Genomic DNA, 15,581 nt, shown 5'->3' with positions numbered 1-15,581 from the left:
GACATCATCTAGCAAGCTAGACATGTTTCCGTTCGACTTGCATGTGTTAGGCCTGCCGCCAGCGTTCAATCTGAGCCATGATCAAACTCTTCAATTAAATATATCGAAAATATGAATTTTTTTTGGTGAACTCTCACTTCGTGAGTGTCCACACAGATTGTCTTGTTCTAATTGTTAAAGAGCATTGCTAACCTAGGTTAGCGGCTTAAGATACTGTCCGAAGACCCTCTCAAGCGGGAGGCGAATATTACGCTATCTCCATTTGATGTCAAGATTTTATTTAAAATATTTTCAAATTAAATCTTGCTGCATCCCGCATCAATCATAGCCTTGGCTATTTTACAAAGTGTTAACAAGGTCAACATTTTGTGGGATACCTAAGTGGCCTCCCTTGAAGCGAGGGCGCATTATAGAGATAACAGATTCCCATGCAAGGGCTTTTTTAAAATAAATGGTTGAATGCTGGTTTTTTCGGCAAGCTGGTAAAAAATCGAACGAATTTGGCCTATATAAAGGAAAAGCTCAAATAAATGGGGTGCTAACTGTTTGCGTAATGCCTATAAATGGGTACCATGAGAACGCTTTATAATCTTATAACCAAAATAAAATCTAGGTAAAGTTACATGAATCCATCTTTTGTATTAAACATTGTTATCACAGTTATCTTAGCTGTTGTTTTATATTTTATTCTGCCAATGGTTTCCGCAGACATCTCTAGTCAATTATCTATAGCAGTAGGCGTGGTCTTAGGTGGGGTATTAGTTCCGTTAATTAGCCAAGCATTCCAAGCTAATTCTTCAGATAATGATGACACTTCCTCTGAAGTGGCAACTTTATATGTAGGGAACTTGCCTTATCGTGCAAACGAGCAAGCTGTTCAGGAACATTTTGAGCAACAAGGTAAAGTTGTTTCGGTGCGATTAATGAAAGATCGCCGAACTGGAAAACGTAAAGGATATGGTTTTGTTGAAATGCACGCCAAAGGCGCAGCAAAAGCCATTAAAAACCTTAATGATTCAAGTTTTCAAGAAAGAACACTTAAAGTTAGATTAGCCAAAGAAAAAACTGAAGAAGAGTAAGTTTCAATTAAAAATAAAGGCCAGCTATAAGCTGGCCTTTTTTTATGCTTCTTTAGCAGAGGGTTGATACCCTATAGGTAAACTGTTCACCAATCTTTGATTAAACTCATTAAAGCGGTTAATAGCTGAGATGAGATCAGGCGTTGCCACTTCATCACCTAAACGGTTGATTAATTCGTTTACTACGTTTTCATATGACTGGTTGTTTTCTAACTTTAAACGAGCACCATCTAGTACGTTCAACAATTTATCTAGATATTCTGTTACAGGTTTTACCGCTTTGGCAGGGTCTGCCTGTTGGTTATCTTGATCATAATGCGACACAGTTTCATAGGTTTTAATTACTTGAGTATTTTCAACTTTAGTTAGTTGCAAGGCAAAGCTAGCCAACTCTTGCTGATCAAAACCTAATTCAAGCGCTTGATTAAATGCGGTTTCTATATCGCCATTAAAAAACTCTTCTGCCAACTCATTGGTATCTACAACTAATTGACCAATGGCTTTAAGTTCACTTTCGTCTAATTCTCCTTTAACCGAAAAGGAAAAAGCATTTTGCTGTATAAATACAGCGTTTTCTTGAGTGGTCGTTTGGGTAGCAGTTTTATCTTCTGGACTTATGCTAGCCTGCTCTTCACTTTGAGGGACAGACTCATTAATTGTACCCGCCTGAACTTCTGTAGCTTTATCTTCAGGTGAAGGGCTATTTTGCTCACCGTTTACGCTTGCTTGAGTAGTTACAGGCTGGCTGACCTCAAGCTGTCTTTGATTAAACTCAAAATGTTGCAGATCTTCAAAGCTCAAGGTGACCTTATCTCCATCGCGCGTGCGAATAGAAAGCTCACCTTTTTGTATTTTAGTTTGCTCAAGATTTATTTGCTGTTCTGCCACCACCTTATTCGGCGCAAAGATATCTTGTCTTAATTTTTCAATACCAGTTTCAATTAGATTTTTACTCTGCTCGATCCCTTGGGTAATGTCTTCGTTAAGAAATCCGGCTAAATCTCGTTCAGCCATTTTGATGCCTTTCATCACACCTGACGTGGCTTGCGCGAATAAAGCATTAAGTTGGCCTTCATTTGCACCATTATGTTTAGCATTTTTAATGGCACCACCTACAAAATTTAAGACATTTTTAGCCACTTCTTCAAAATCAAAGAGCGTGCTATTTTGCTCTTTTTCTTTAGGTACAGAAAAATTGGGTTTACGTTGATCGATTTCTAAAGATTGGTTAAAAGAAGCTGCAAATACACGCACCCCTAGGGTTGTGCTAGTACTAAACTTATCTTCACCCGCTAGGCCTTTAGCCACAGGCGTAGCCAAGACTTGGCTTAATCCAGCATCACGCAGCTGGTTTTGCAAACTGTTGTCGTTCCCCAAATGTTGGGGTTTATCACCTAAAAAGGCTTTAAGCTGACTAATATTCATGGCAGATACCTCACTATCCTCGTCTAATACTATCGGCCACTTCTTGGCAAAACTTTAATGTCATTTTGATTTATTTTTAACCAAGGCTATAGATCTGCCTTGAAGTATGGTTTAAAACCCTTTACCTTGCGCGCAATTAACCTATACAGACTAAGGTGAGCCATGCGGCCAATAGACATTAAGGCAGAAAACTACGCGACTCAGCTAGAGCATAAAACCCAGGCAATAAAACAAAGCTTTGCTCAATTTAAGATGCCTTCTCTAGAAGTGTTTGCATCTGAACCTTTGCATTATAGACAAAGAGCGGAATTTAGATTGTGGCACGATGGGGATAACTTAGAGCATATAATGTTCGATCAGGAAACCAAGCAAAAATACCCTGTCACTCATTTTCCACCTGCTAGCCAATTAATTAATGAGGTCATGCGAGATCTGCTTGTGCTGCTTAAAGGTAATGAAATAGCGCGTAGAAAGTTATTTCAAGTGGACTATTTAGCTAGCCTGAGCGGTGAAGTCTTAGTGTCTTTGTTATATCACAAAGCCCTTGATGAGGCGTGGGTGAAAGAAATGCAGGGCATTTTAAGCATTTTGCGAAAAAGTTACCGCATTGACATTATTGGACGGGCCAAAAAACAAAAAATTATTTTAGATAGAGATTTTGTCACCGAACACTTAACTATTAATCAGCAGAACTTTAGCTTTAAGCAAGTAGAAAATAGTTTTACCCAGCCAAATGCTAAGGTCAATATTCACATGATTGAGTGGGCGCTTGATATTACCCAAAATGCCCAAGGTGATCTTTTAGAGCTATATTGTGGCGCGGGTAACTTTTCTGTGCCCTTAGCGCAAAACTTTAACAAGGTTATAGCGACAGAAATATCAAAAACCTCGGTAGCCGCCGCACAAGAAAACATTCAACAGAATAACATTAACAACTTAAAAATCTTGCGCATGTCGAGTGAAGAGTTTGTTCAAGCTCAACAAGGAGTCAGAGAGTTTAGAAGACTAGAAGGCACAGATTTAAGCGAATATAACTGCAAAACCGTGTTAGTTGACCCTCCACGAGCTGGCTTAGATGAAACCACAGTTGATATGATCAAAGATTACCAAAATATTATTTATATCTCGTGTAATCCTGACACTTTAAAAGACAACTTAAAGGTTTTGTTAAAAACCCACAAGGTGAGCCGTTTTGCACTCTTTGATCAGTTTCCTTATACCCATCATGCAGAGTGTGGGCTGTACTTACAAAAAATTTAAGCTTTAGGTTTTTGCTCAGCCATAGCTTGCAAGGCGCCATTTGCTACAAATCTAAGTTGTAGCTTTACCCGCTCGGCAACAATAGACTTTTGTTCTTTTGAGGCGTCTAGTGCTTCTGCACCAGCACTAAACACGAGTTTAACCATGGCTTCTGCTTGCAGGTTGGCAATATTGTAAGGCAAGCCTGTAGTGCTCATAGTGTAATCTGTGAGCTCAACATTAAAGTGTTTAATTTCCCTAAGCACCGCAGCCCTAAATGCCATTGATGTGCCAGTATGCTCCCTCAATAATAATCGAAACACATTATTGTTAGCTGTGATGAATTCCATAAAGGTATCCACAGAAGTATTGATCACTCCTCCACCTGAGGCTATGCGTAGCCTAGCTTGACGCATAAGTTGACGCAGGGCTAATCCGGCCTCATCCACTAAGGTCAGGCCTAGTTCGTCAATATCTTTAAAGTGTCGATAAAAAGACGTAGGCGCAATACCCGCTACTCTGGCGACCTCTCGTAAACTAATACTCGACAAACTACGGCGTTCATCTAACAACATAAAAGCCGCTTCAATAATTGAACGACGTGTACGAAGTTTTTGTTCTTGACGATTCAACTGCTAAAACCTAATTTTCCTAAGTAGTAGAATATTAACAAGATTCTGCGCTGAAACCAGCAAATCAAGGTGATAATAAAATATAGCGCTTGCGAATCGCATAATGGCAAGTAGAATAGCGTACACTTGTAAGCTGAAATTTGTATTCGTAAATGAAAAAACCCCGCCTTATTTTAACCAATGTATTGGTCTTCATCATCACTGGTTTAATCGCACTTGTGTTAATGCCATTAGAAGCCTTTACCCATGGCTTTGATAGCTTCGAAATTATAGCCTGTATTTTTCTGATTTATTTTTCCGGTATGTCCATAACCGCCGGCTATCATAGGCTGTGGTCGCACAAAGCTTACGAAGCAAACTCAATAGTGAAAGCTATTTTAGCCATTGGTGGGGCGATGAGTTTGCAAAATAGTATTTTACACTGGTGCTCTGATCATCGCATTCATCATAAACACGTAGATGATAATCAGCAGGATCCTTATTCGGCCAAGAAAGGCTTTTGGTATTCACACATTGGTTGGATGCTCAGAGAGTACCAAGTAGAACGCTATACTGATTATAGTAATTGTCGTGATCTGCAAAAAGATAAAATTGTCATGTGGCAACATAATCATTACCTAAAAATAATGCTTAGCGCTAACTTTGGGATCCCTATTTTATTAGGTTGGCTGAATGGCGATGTTTGGGGCATGTTATTGTTAGCTGGAGTGTTTCGCTTGGTAGTAGTGCATCATGTGACTTTTTGTATTAATTCATTAGCGCACATTTGGGGACGACAGCCCTACACAGACAAAAATTCTGCCAGAGATAATGACATTTTAGCCTTTTTTACCTTTGGAGAGGGTTACCACAATTTCCATCATATTTTTGAATATGATTATCGCAACGGTGTGAAATGGTGGCAGTTTGATCCCACTAAATGGCTTATTAGAGGTTTGTCATTTATTGGTTGGACAAAAAACCTGCGCCGTTGTCCTGAAGAACGCATTGAAAAAGCCAAAGTGGCGATGCAATTAAAATTAGCCAAAGAAAAAGTGTCGAATTTGCCTAATGCAGAAGAAGTGTTAGTTAGACTGCAAAAAGAATATGAACTACTCGCACAAAGAATGACTGAATACTATGCAGCGAAAAAACAGTTAATGGCAATCAAAGGCCAACATTTAAAACGCAGCTATGAGAATCTTGATTTGCAGTATCAATACAAAGAGCTCAAACAAGGATTAGCACTGCAAAAACAAAAATGGTTACAACTGCATCAGTATGACTTTTGCCAAAACTAAATAAGTACACAACCAGTACTAATAAAGGCCTCTTATGAAGTGACCCCATAAAGTTGGACTCATTTCTAAGCAGCTACCAAGGCCTGATTTCGATATGCTATCGGACTCAGGCCTTTTAGTTTTAGCTTAATACGTTCGTTATTGTAATAGTCGATGTATTTTCGGATGTTTGCAATCAGTTCATCTGCATTTTTGAATTCTTCATTATGATACATTTCAGTCTTGAGTATGCCGAAGAAGTTCTCGGCTATAGCGTTGTCTAAGCAGTTACCTTTTCTCGACATACTTTGTGATAAGCCTTTATCTCTGAGATGGTTTTGATAAGCCCTGTTTTGGTACTGCCACCCTTGGTCTGAGTGAACTATCGGCTTCTCACCTTTCTTAAGCTTATTCGTTGCGCTTTTCAGCATATCGGTTACTAACGGAAGCGTAACCGATTTGCGCACCTCATAACTCACCACTTCTTGGTTAAACAAGTCGATAACAGGTGACAGGTAAACCTTCTGTCCATTGACTTTAAATTCGGTCACATCCGTCACCCACTTTTGATTCGGTTTATCAGCTCTAAATTCTCTTTGAACTAAATCAGCGGCGATTTTACCCACTTCGCCTTTATATGATTTATATCGCTTCGGTCTGACCTTTGACTTAAGACCCAATTCCCCCATTAGACGTTGGACACGTTTATGATTAACCACCATACCTGCCAATCTTAAAGTACATGTTATCCGACGATACCCATACCGCCCTTTATGATGATGATAAATCTCACGTATTTGGGATTTTAAGGCTACATCAGGGCATGCTGCTTGGTGTGCGCTACGATGATAGTAATACACACTCCGAGCTAGCCCCGAAGCTTTAAGTAAATGATGTAAGCTGTATTTTGCCTTGAGCTCATCGACCACTAGGGCCTTTTCTTTGCTTTTTTCTTTTTGGCTTGAGCCAAGGCTTCTAACTTTTTTAGGACAGCGTTCTCAGCACGTAAATACTCTAACTCTTCTCTTAGTTCTTTTTCTGTCATCTGCCCTGATGGTTTGGGCTCTGGAGAGTGATGTGTCATGCGAGGCCTTCCTTTTTTGCGTGGTGTGAGTCGAGATAAACCATCGCGAGCGTAAAGCTTTTGCCACTGATATAAAATACCTGGCGTGGATAAATCAAAAAATGCACTGGTATAGGACAATGACCAACTTTCTACTCTCATAGTCCTTAATACTTCTAGCTTGAAGTCACGCGTGTAAGGAAATTGCTTGTGTAAGAAGCTATCCATACCATTAAGTCTATAAACTACTGACCAGTATCGGATTTGGTTTGATGGTACGTTGTATATTAAACCAAGCTCTCGCGAGCTTTGGTTTTGAGTACATTTCGCTATCTCTAACTTAAATGCTCTGTGGTATTTGGACATAAAAAGACCCCCAGTAATTGGTATGTCCAACTATTGGGGGTCACTTCATTAAGAGGCCTTTATTAATTATCTTGTTTAGCCAAGAAAGTAAGTAACTCTTGATAAGGTAGGGGCTTGGCAAACAAATAGCCCTGTGCTTCGTCACATCCAAGTTTTAACATATAACTGGCCTGCTCACGCTTTTCTACCCCTTCAGCAATAGTAGATAAACCTAAGCGATTACCAAGTGTCACTATAGTTTCTGCAATAAAAGCTGATTTACCTGGGGTAATTTCATTAACAAAAGAACGGTCAACCTTTAATCGATCTAACGGCAGCTGTTGTAGATAACTCATTGAAGAAAAGCCCGTGCCAAAATCGTCTATGGCCACCTTTACTCCAAACTGTTTTAATTCTTGTAGTGCTTCAATCACAATTTGTGGTTCGTCCATCACCACACTTTCAGTAATTTCTAATTCAATTTTATGCGGCTCAATACCATTTTCAGTGATGATTTTTTTCACCGTATCGATAAAATTGGGATCGCGAAATTGTGGCATTGAAATGTTTACCGCCATTCGCAGTCCTTCATAACCTTGTTCAGATAAAGCTTGTAACTTGTGACAGGCTTCTTCTAAAACCCAAATGCCTATATCTATGATGAGTCCAGAATATTCAGCCAAAGGCACAAATACCGCAGGAGAAATAAAACCGCCATCACTAGAAGGCCATCTTAATAAGGCTTCCATTCCAATAATTTGTTCAGTGACCAAATCGACTTGCGGTTGATACCATAGTTCTAACTTGCGAGCTTCAAAGTCATTTTGTAATTGCCTAATCATGTCTAAACGCCAAGTGGTTTCTTCTTCCATTTCTGGCGCATAGTATTCAAAGTTGGTATTGAGATTCTTTTTGGCTTTATTTAAGGCAATATTACTATGGGTTAAACGGCTGATCCCAGATTGGCTTTTTCCTTGTAAACGACAAAAGCCAAAAGAAGCAGTCAATGGCAAGGTATGTTCGCCGGCTTTAAAAGGCTCGATAAACATATTATTTAATGTTTCTGGGTTAACGTCACATTCAGAGCCAATAAGGCCAAACACGTCTGAGCCAATTCGGCCTATTTTAACTTCTTCGCTAAAGGTTTCTTGTAATCTGTGAGTGACGGCCAATAAAGTGTTGTTACCCGCATCTTGACCTAAGCCGTCATTTATATCAGCAAAATGATTGATATCGATTAAGGCAATTACTGCTTCTGAGCTTTTACGTGCTCCTTCTTCACATTCATCCAGCATATTAATGAATTCACTGCGATTGGGCAGTTTAGTTAGCCAGTCTTTAAAAGCCGCAGTTCGTAACTGATGGAATAAATTCACATTTTCATAACCAACAGAGATGCTAGATAAAAACACTTCGAGCAATTGTTTATCTATATCATTGATTTCTCGCTGAATATCTAAGTAAACCGCGGCCTCATAGCCAGAGCTATTAAGATATAAAACAGAAAACTCTTTTTCAAAAACATGCTCTTTTAACTGCAAGCAACAATGAACAAACTTAACCACTCTGTCGTTATGCAAATTTTCTAGTTTGCCATTTATATAAGGTGCAAATTCTCCCGCTGCACCTAGCACATAAACACCATCGTCTTCTTGATCTAAAATTGAACCTGCTTTAGCACAGACTATGCCTCCAGCATCCAGTCCAATCAAAGAGCTAATTTGTGTGACCACACCTTCACAAAAACTTTTCACCGAATGCTCTTCCATTAAGTTTGCCGCTGAAAGAATAATTTTTGTTAGGCCACTACGACTTTGATTGATAGTCAGAATTTGTTGGTAAGAACGGATAGAAGCGATAATGGCAGTCACTAATTTGCCACGGGTTAATTCGGTTTTGGTTTTATAGTCGTTGATATCGTAATCTTTTATGACTTGTTCTTCTGGCGCATAACCTGGCTGACCGGTACGTAAAATAATTCGAGGTTCAATAAGATTGAGCTCTTCACGCATTTTTTTGGCTACCATCAGGCCAGCATCGTCTGCCTCCATCACCACATCAAGTAAAATAATAGCTATAGAGGCGCCCATTTCTTCAATTATTTTTAGGGCTTCTTCGCCTGAATAGGCATGCACAAAATGCAATGATTTGCCGTTAACGACTAAATCAGAAAGGGCTAACCTAGTAACTGAATGAATTTCCTCATCATCATCCACCACCAGCACATTCCATGCACCCGTAATATCTGGCGCGTTACTTTGGCTATCCTCTGATAAAAAGATTAATTCATCGTTATCATACTTACTAGGGTTCATTCAAAATCCGTCAAATTTAATATCTAGTGCTCTAGAAAACATACCTTATGTTTATCAACCTCGCCCCTAGTAAATACATTAATGTCAAAAATGGAGCATGAAAACATTTATTATTACGCTTAAAGTTAACATTTTTATTTGCTCATGTAACATCAATTAACGCAATATAAAGAATTGTAAATTTTAACCTGTGTTTGCCTGAAATGAAAATATCGCACAAAAATTCTCCATCAGTGGTCCCAGCAGTTACTGTTGAGCAGCCTACACAGCCTAAAAAAAGTGCCGCTACAGATAAAGCAGAAAAAAAAGTTGAGCGTTCACTTGAGCTTAATCGAATGACCAAATGGTTTGCGCAAATTGGCATTCAAGCTAGTGATCATCAAGCTAAACCACTCAGTACAACAGAAAAAGCCTCGCGTAAAGCCAGCCTTATAGCTCAACGTAAAGTGCAAAATCTGGAAAGTATTTTAGCTAAAGCTTTAGATTTGTGCATAGCCGACTGCGCAGACGAAGATATTGATGCAGATTGGTTTTTTAGTTTTGTGCATATGGCAGAACAAGTGTATTCTCCTGCCATGCAAGATTTATGGGGAAAAATCTTTGCTGTAGAATCAGCCAAACCAGGCAGCTTTTCATTAAAAACCTTAAGTATATTGCAGCAACTTACGCAAAAAGATGCACAAACTTTTCAACTTGCAGTGAGCTTAGCCAGTAAACGAAAAGGCGAGTCTGTACCTAAACTACTAATGGGCTACTACCAAAAACCCAGTTTATGGTCATTGTTTCATACCAAAGGAAATCAGCTAATAAACTTAGCTGAATTTGGGTTAGGCTACCCCGATATTTTATCATTAATGGATTTGGGCTTAATTCACCATAGTGAAATTGAGTCGGGAGAACTACCCACAGAAAAGTCTTATGAATGGCGCTGTACTAGGCAGACTATGCAAATACGTGCCAAGCGAGCCGGCACTTCATTAAAATATTATAAATTTACCACTAGTGGTGCCGAGCTGTGTAAATTAGTGCCACAACAAAAACAAGATGCCTATTTAATAGCGTTAACTCATACACTTAATTCGGCTTTTGAGGTCAATTAGGCGATTAAATACCGTCACCAAATTCATGTAGTCCACACTCTCTTTTTAAACCAAAGAAACGTGTATCTTGCTCGCTCATACCTTCTTCTAATGAACGGGTGCTATGCCAATCACCAATAGACACATAACCTTTTTCCCATAAAGGATGATAAGGCAAGTTATGCTTTTTAAGGTACATGTGCACATCTTTATTAGACCAATCTATTATGGGATAAATTTTAAATTGCTGTTTAAGACGTTGAATCACAGGTAATGCCTCTCGCATATCAGACTGACTTCTACGCAGCCCAGCAAACCAACTTTTAACCTGTAATTCGTCTAAGGCATTTTGCATTGGCTGCACTTTATTTAAGTGATTGTATTGTTCAATGCCTTCAACACCTTTTTCCCATAACTTACCCATTCTAGCCTCTTGCCAAGCAGGGGAAAGCCCAGCTCTAAATACTTTTAAGTTAAGCTTTAGTCTTTGGGTAAGTTCATCTACAAACTGGTAGGTTTCGGGAAACAAATAACCCGTATCGGTTAATACCACAGGAATATCAGGGTACTGCTGAGTCAACATATGTAACATTACAGCAGCCTGAGCCCCAAAGCTTGAAGACAACATAAAATTGTGTGGCAGGTGATCTAACGACCAGGCCACACGCTCTTGGGCAGATTGTTTCTCCAAGCTCAGGTTAGCCCTGTCTAACTCATCACCAAGCAACACTGAGTCTAAGCTTTTAGCTTGATTAGATGGAGTAGCTGGGGTCATCATGAAAATCCTTAGCTGAATCGATCACAGGTTTGACTATTTCAGCTCTGATCAAAAAATCACCGAAGGCTTCATTAGCTTGTCTTTCGTTAGCCCAAAGGCCAATTAAACGATCTAACTCTTGCATGATTTCTTGCTCGTCAATGTTTTCTCGATACATTCTTGGTATGCGCGTACCTTGACGATCACCGCCCAAATGCAAATTATATTTGCCTGGCCCTTTACCCACTAAGCCCACTTCGGCCAACATGGCTCGGCCACATCCATTCGGACACCCAGTGACCCGGTAGATAATGCTTTCGCTAGCCATATTATGTTTGGCCAATAAGCCTTCAATCTGAGTTACCGCATCCGGCAAATAACGTTCGGCTTCTGCCATGGCTAAAGGACAAGTAGGTAATGAAACACAAGCCATAGAATCAATGCGTTGTGGACTTAAATGGTCGGTTATCAATCCATGTTCACGCGCTAGTTGTTCAATGCGTTCTTTTTCTTCACTAGGCACCCCTGCCACAATCAGATTTTGATTGGCAGTTAGGCGAAAATCTCCCTTGTGGATCTTGGCAATTTCGGCACAACCAGTTTTTAGCGGTTTACCTGGGTAATCTAATATACGGCCATTCTCAATAAACAAGGTCAAATGATGTTTACCATCAATGCCTTCTACCCAACCAATACGATCACCTCTAGAGGTAAATTCATAAGCACGACTTTGCCCAAAAGTAATGCCTGCGCGCTTTTCTACTTCTGCTTTAAAGGTTTCTACACCGACTCTTTCGAGAGTATATTTGGTCTTAGCATTTTTTCGATTAACCCTGTTGCCCCAATCACGCTGAGTAGTTACCACTGCCTCAGCTACGGCTAAAGTATGCTCAAGTTCAATAAAACCAAAATCATCAGCTTTACGTGGATAGGTTGATTTGTCGCCATGGGTCATGGCTAATCCACCGCCTACTAAAACGTTAAATCCAACTAACTTGCCTTGCTCGGCAATAGCAACAAAGCTTAAATCATTAGCATGCACGTCTACATCGTTTTGCGGAGGGATTACTACTGTGGTTTTAAACTTACGTGGTAAGTAAGTGCTGCCTAAAATAGGTTCAACATCTGTGGTTTCAAGCTTTTCACCATCTAACCAAATTTCTGCGTAAGCGCGCGTTTTAGGTAACAGATGTTCACTAATTTTTGTGGCCCACTCGTAAGCTTCTTGATGCACTTCAGACTCCACCGGATTAGAAGTACATAATACGTTTCTGTTCACGTCGCCAGCTGTGGCAATAGAGTCGATCCCGACTTGGTTAAGCATTTGGTGCATAGGTTTAACATTAGGTTTCAACACACCATGAAACTGAAAAGTCTGTCGGGTGGTTAAACGAATACTGCCGTAAAGACTTTTTTCTTCGGCAAACTTATCTATGGCCAACCATTGTTTTGGGGAAATGATGCCACCAGGCAAGCGGGCCCTTAACATAACATTTTGCAAAGGCTCTAATTTTTGCTTAGCTCGCTCGGCTCTAAGGTCACGATCATCTTGTTGGTACATGCCATGAAAACGGATTAACTGAAAGTTATCGCCAACAAAAGCACCTGTTAAATCATTGTTTAAATCTTCGGCTATGCTGCCTCGCAAAAAATTACTTTGGGATTTTAAGCGTTCGTTGTCGGCTAATTTGCCTTCAACAATTAAATTTTTCTTATCATTACTCATTAGTAAACGTCCTTTTGGTAACGTTTTGCACGGCGCAAGTCAGACACATACTGCTCTGCTTGTTCTTGGGTTTTGCCGCCATGTTCAATCACTATTTGAATTAAAGCATCGTGTACATCTTTTGCCATGTGATTGGCATCACCACATACATAAAAATGTGAGCCTCTTTCTAGCCATTGATATAATTCTGCCCCTTGTTCGAGCATGCGATCTTGTACGTAAATCTTTTGCTCTTGATCACGTGAGAATGCCAAACTGACCTTATTTACTACTCCATCTTTGACAAATCGTTGCCATTCAGTTTGATATAAAAAGTCTTGGGTATAGTTAGGGTTACCAAAAAACAACCAATTGTCGCCACTGGCTTCTTCTGCTTCTCTTTGTTGCATAAAGGCTCTAAAGGGCGCAATACCGGTACCAGGTCCGATCATAATAACTGGGGTGTCACCATTATCTGGTAGACGGAAATTGTCATTGCTTTCAACAAACACTTGTACTTCGCCACCAGCTTCAAGACGAGTAGATAAGAAACTCGAAGCGCCACCTTGATGGCTATGCCCATGCGCTTGGTATTCGACTAATGCCACAGTAAGATGAACTTCATCTTCCACTTCGGCTTGACTAGACGCAATAGAATAAAGACGAGGGGTGATTTTTCTTAAACAGTCAACAAACTGTTGCGCCTCTAACTCAGCTGGGAATTGACGAACTATGTCTATAATTTGGTGATTAGCAAGGTATTCTCTTAATACAGACTTGTCTTCTAACAGAGCATTTAACTCCACATTTTTGGCATAGTCTGCATAAGCGTTTGCAAAAGTTGGGTAACTTTGGGTTAGCTCTAGTTGCTCAATAAGCACCTCAGCTAAGGGGTATTCTTGGCCTGACCAACTGACTTTTTGTTCAGCGCTAAAATTAAGTAACTCAAGCAACTCCATAACTAAGGTTTTATCGTTTTTAAACCACACGCCTAAAGCATCACCGGCTTTGTATTGAATACCCGAACCTTCTAACGAAATTTCAATATGACGAATATCTTTAACTGAATCTCGACCGGTAATTTTTTGGCTTTCGAGCAAGGTTGCAGTAAAAGGTGCCTTTTTACTGTAAACCGATACTGGACTTGTGGGCAACGCATGAGATAACACAGCGGCTTGCGACTGATTAGTCTGGCTTTTTAGTTCATCTCTTAACTGATGACTCAGGGAATCAAACCATGCAGTTACATCATCGTCGTAATCTACGTCACAATCTACTCTTGGCAAAATATTGCTCGCGCCTAAATCAACCAAGCGTTTTTCAAAATCTTTACCGGTTTGGCAGAAAAATTCATAGCTTGAGTCGCCTAAACCTAAAACTGCTATTTTTAGATTATTAAGTTTTGGCGCCTTTTTACTGACTAAAAATTCGTGCAGTTCGATGGCGTCATCTGGGGCTTCACCTTCTCCATGTGTACTGACCACTACCGCTAGATGAGTTTCGGTTTTTAATTGCTTGTGCTTGTAATCTGCCATGCTAAGCAATTTAGCTGGCAAGTTTAGCGCATCAAGCTTAGCTTTTAACTCAACCGCAATGGCTTTGGCATTGCCCGTTTGCGAACCATATAAAATAGTCAGGGTTTGCGCTGACTGTGGTTCTGACACCAATAATTGAGGTTGGCCAGATTGTGCTAATCCCGCAAAATAGCCACTCAACCATGTTAACTGTTGAGGATTAAGCGTTGCTGTCGCTTGATTAATTTGTGCCCACTGATTTTCTGATAAACCAGAGGCAAGCCCAAAGGCTTGATGAGTTGGTGAAGACATAGAATCGCTAACCTTTATAAATACCCTTATAGGTTAGCGGTCTATGTGCATAACAGGAAAGAATAAAAACTAATTTTTTATAACAAAAACAATTGAAATTAAAAGTGTACCTCTAGCCCAGCGTATACGCCTTTAAATTCTAGATTTGAATAGATGTCATCTAAGTCATCTAGCGACAACTCAACCGCTCGATAACCAAGCTGAAAAGTCATATCTACCGCAATATTGTCCATCAAACTATAAGTAATGGCTGCTTGAAAATCAGACAAAGTGTGGTCATCTATATTTAAGTAGCTGCCCTCAACAAAGGCACCAAAGCCACTGAAAGGAATGCCAATGGCTAAACGCGAATAAGCCATAGGTACAGGCCCAGAAAATGACTCTGTTGAAGTATTAGATGGGTCGTCTTTTTCAGAGACCACTAACTCACCGTCAATGTATTTAGTATTAATCCCAAAGTCGAAGCTGATTAAATCGTTATCAAAAAATTCGTAATACAAAATAAAGTCAGTAGCAGTTAAAGAAACATCGGTTAACACCTCTGAATTATTGGCATAAATTTCACCACCAAATTGGTACTGCGAATTTAATCGGGTTTCGCCGTAAGTATCCATCAAAGTGCGCTGTACTTTAACATTAGGAATTAACGGAATGGGGTGCTCAAATGCCACATACAAACTGTTATTGGTTTGATCTTCAAAATCAAATTCTGCATGAGTTCCATCATTTGAAAAGCCTCCAGTGGTTTGCATATTCCAAGCTTGAGCACCGGCAAACAAACCTAACAAAGTATCGGCTTGAGCCACAGAGCTTGCTCCCAACATTAGCAGCCCAATAGATATTGCAGTTTTTTTCAT

At 39.8% G+C, this 15,581-nt stretch carries 13 protein-coding genes and 1 rRNA gene; 4 read left to right on the top strand and 10 right to left on the bottom strand.

What is annotated here, in order from left to right; translation table 11 throughout:
• Positions 1-97: ribosomal RNA gene (locus ACVCDT_RS15875) — 16S ribosomal RNA — on the bottom strand; the annotation flags it as partial.
• A 526-nt stretch (positions 98-623) separates the two neighbouring features.
• Here ACVCDT_RS15875 and ACVCDT_RS15870 point away from each other — a divergent pair.
• Positions 624-1,079 carry an RNA recognition motif domain-containing protein gene (locus ACVCDT_RS15870; RefSeq protein ID WP_447133771.1) on the top strand — a complete coding sequence of 152 codons (456 nt, stop codon included), beginning with the start codon at positions 624-626 and terminating at the stop codon, positions 1,077-1,079.
• 42 nt (positions 1,080-1,121) lie between these two features.
• Here the strand turns inward: ACVCDT_RS15870 and ACVCDT_RS15865 are convergent, their stop codons facing one another.
• Positions 1,122-2,504, bottom strand: a complete 1,383-nt coding sequence (locus tag ACVCDT_RS15865; RefSeq protein ID WP_447133770.1) for a DUF5610 domain-containing protein — start codon at positions 2,502-2,504, stop codon at positions 1,122-1,124.
• A 162-nt stretch (positions 2,505-2,666) separates the two neighbouring features.
• On the opposite strand from ACVCDT_RS15865, the gene trmA reads away from it, so the two are divergent.
• Complete coding sequence (gene trmA, locus ACVCDT_RS15860; RefSeq protein ID WP_447133769.1) at positions 2,667-3,764, top strand: tRNA (uridine(54)-C5)-methyltransferase TrmA; 1,098 nt, start codon at positions 2,667-2,669, stop codon at positions 3,762-3,764.
• Here trmA and fabR read toward each other — a convergent pair.
• On the bottom strand, positions 3,761-4,375 hold the full coding sequence (fabR, locus tag ACVCDT_RS15855; RefSeq protein ID WP_447133768.1) for an HTH-type transcriptional repressor FabR: 615 nt from the start codon (positions 4,373-4,375) through the stop codon (positions 3,761-3,763). The two genes, trmA and fabR, sit on opposite strands and share 4 nt — an antisense overlap.
• A gap of 152 nt (positions 4,376-4,527) precedes the next feature.
• Between fabR and ACVCDT_RS15850 the strand changes: the two genes are divergently transcribed.
• On the top strand, positions 4,528-5,655 hold the full coding sequence (locus ACVCDT_RS15850; RefSeq protein ID WP_447133767.1) for an acyl-CoA desaturase: 1,128 nt from the start codon (positions 4,528-4,530) through the stop codon (positions 5,653-5,655).
• Positions 5,656-5,720: 65 nt separating this feature from the next.
• Here ACVCDT_RS15850 and ACVCDT_RS15845 read toward each other — a convergent pair whose 3' ends face one another.
• From ACVCDT_RS15845 to ACVCDT_RS15835, 3 genes are all read right to left on the bottom strand, one after another.
• Positions 5,721-6,563, bottom strand: coding sequence for an IS3 family transposase (locus tag ACVCDT_RS15845; RefSeq protein WP_447133766.1), 843 nt, complete (start codon positions 6,561-6,563; stop codon positions 5,721-5,723).
• Positions 6,563-6,925 (bottom strand): helix-turn-helix domain-containing protein, encoded by a 363-nt coding sequence (locus ACVCDT_RS15840; protein ID WP_447133765.1) that lies wholly within the window; start codon positions 6,923-6,925, stop codon positions 6,563-6,565. The genes ACVCDT_RS15845 and ACVCDT_RS15840 overlap by 1 nt, the downstream gene beginning before the upstream one ends.
• A 200-nt stretch (positions 6,926-7,125) precedes the next feature.
• The gene (locus ACVCDT_RS15835) at positions 7,126-9,357 is read right to left on the bottom strand and encodes a bifunctional diguanylate cyclase/phosphodiesterase (protein WP_447133764.1); all 2,232 of its coding nucleotides are present in this window, start codon (positions 9,355-9,357) and stop codon (positions 7,126-7,128) included.
• Positions 9,358-9,560: 203 nt separating this feature from the next.
• Here ACVCDT_RS15835 and ACVCDT_RS15830 point away from each other — a divergent pair, with 203 nt between their 5' ends.
• Positions 9,561-10,457 carry a TIGR03899 family protein gene (locus tag ACVCDT_RS15830; protein ID WP_447133763.1) on the top strand — a complete coding sequence of 299 codons (897 nt, stop codon included), beginning with the start codon at positions 9,561-9,563 and terminating at the stop codon, positions 10,455-10,457.
• Positions 10,458-10,461: 4 nt separating this feature from the next.
• Here ACVCDT_RS15830 and ACVCDT_RS15825 read toward each other — a convergent pair whose 3' ends face one another.
• The 4 genes from ACVCDT_RS15825 to ACVCDT_RS15810 all read right to left on the bottom strand — a co-directional run bounded on the left by ACVCDT_RS15825 (position 10,462) and on the right by ACVCDT_RS15810 (position 15,581).
• A complete protein-coding gene (locus ACVCDT_RS15825; RefSeq protein WP_447133776.1) occupies positions 10,462-11,211 on the bottom strand; it encodes a phosphoadenylyl-sulfate reductase in 750 nt (249 codons plus the stop codon).
• Positions 11,189-12,919 (bottom strand): assimilatory sulfite reductase (NADPH) hemoprotein subunit, encoded by a 1,731-nt coding sequence (gene cysI, locus ACVCDT_RS15820; protein ID WP_447133762.1) that lies wholly within the window; start codon positions 12,917-12,919, stop codon positions 11,189-11,191. Before cysI ends, ACVCDT_RS15825 begins: the two co-directional genes overlap by 23 nt.
• Entirely contained in the window at positions 12,919-14,724 is a 1,806-nt protein-coding gene (locus tag ACVCDT_RS15815; protein WP_447133761.1) for an assimilatory sulfite reductase (NADPH) flavoprotein subunit, read from the bottom strand. Before ACVCDT_RS15815 ends, cysI begins: the two co-directional genes overlap by 1 nt.
• A 98-nt stretch (positions 14,725-14,822) precedes the next feature.
• Positions 14,823-15,581, bottom strand: a complete 759-nt coding sequence (locus ACVCDT_RS15810) for a TIGR04219 family outer membrane beta-barrel protein (protein ID WP_447133760.1) — start codon at positions 15,579-15,581, stop codon at positions 14,823-14,825.

Source organism: Paraglaciecola aestuariivivens (assembly GCF_052983255.1).
This window is presented reverse-complemented; position numbering and strand designations above follow the sequence as displayed.

Excerpts from the sequence above, each read along its gene's own strand:
- ACVCDT_RS15830 (WP_447133763.1), top strand. The coding sequence starts at position 9,561 with ATGAAAATATCGCACAAAAATTCTCCATCAGTGGTCCCAGCAGTTACT.
- cysI (WP_447133762.1), bottom strand. The coding sequence starts at position 12,919 with ATGAGTAATGATAAGAAAAATTTAATTGTTGAAGGCAAATTAGCCGAC.
- ACVCDT_RS15835 (WP_447133764.1), bottom strand. The coding sequence starts at position 9,357 with ATGAACCCTAGTAAGTATGATAACGATGAATTAATCTTTTTATCAGAG.
- trmA (WP_447133769.1), top strand. The coding sequence starts at position 2,667 with ATGCGGCCAATAGACATTAAGGCAGAAAACTACGCGACTCAGCTAGAG.
- ACVCDT_RS15840 (WP_447133765.1), bottom strand. The coding sequence starts at position 6,925 with ATGGATAGCTTCTTACACAAGCAATTTCCTTACACGCGTGACTTCAAG.
- ACVCDT_RS15825 (WP_447133776.1), bottom strand. The coding sequence starts at position 11,211 with ATGACCCCAGCTACTCCATCTAATCAAGCTAAAAGCTTAGACTCAGTG.
- ACVCDT_RS15810 (WP_447133760.1), bottom strand. The coding sequence starts at position 15,581 with ATGAAAAAAACTGCAATATCTATTGGGCTGCTAATGTTGGGAGCAAGC.
- ACVCDT_RS15815 (WP_447133761.1), bottom strand. The coding sequence starts at position 14,724 with ATGTCTTCACCAACTCATCAAGCCTTTGGGCTTGCCTCTGGTTTATCA.
- ACVCDT_RS15870 (WP_447133771.1), top strand. The coding sequence starts at position 624 with ATGAATCCATCTTTTGTATTAAACATTGTTATCACAGTTATCTTAGCT.
- ACVCDT_RS15850 (WP_447133767.1), top strand. The coding sequence starts at position 4,528 with ATGAAAAAACCCCGCCTTATTTTAACCAATGTATTGGTCTTCATCATC.
- ACVCDT_RS15865 (WP_447133770.1), bottom strand. The coding sequence starts at position 2,504 with ATGAATATTAGTCAGCTTAAAGCCTTTTTAGGTGATAAACCCCAACAT.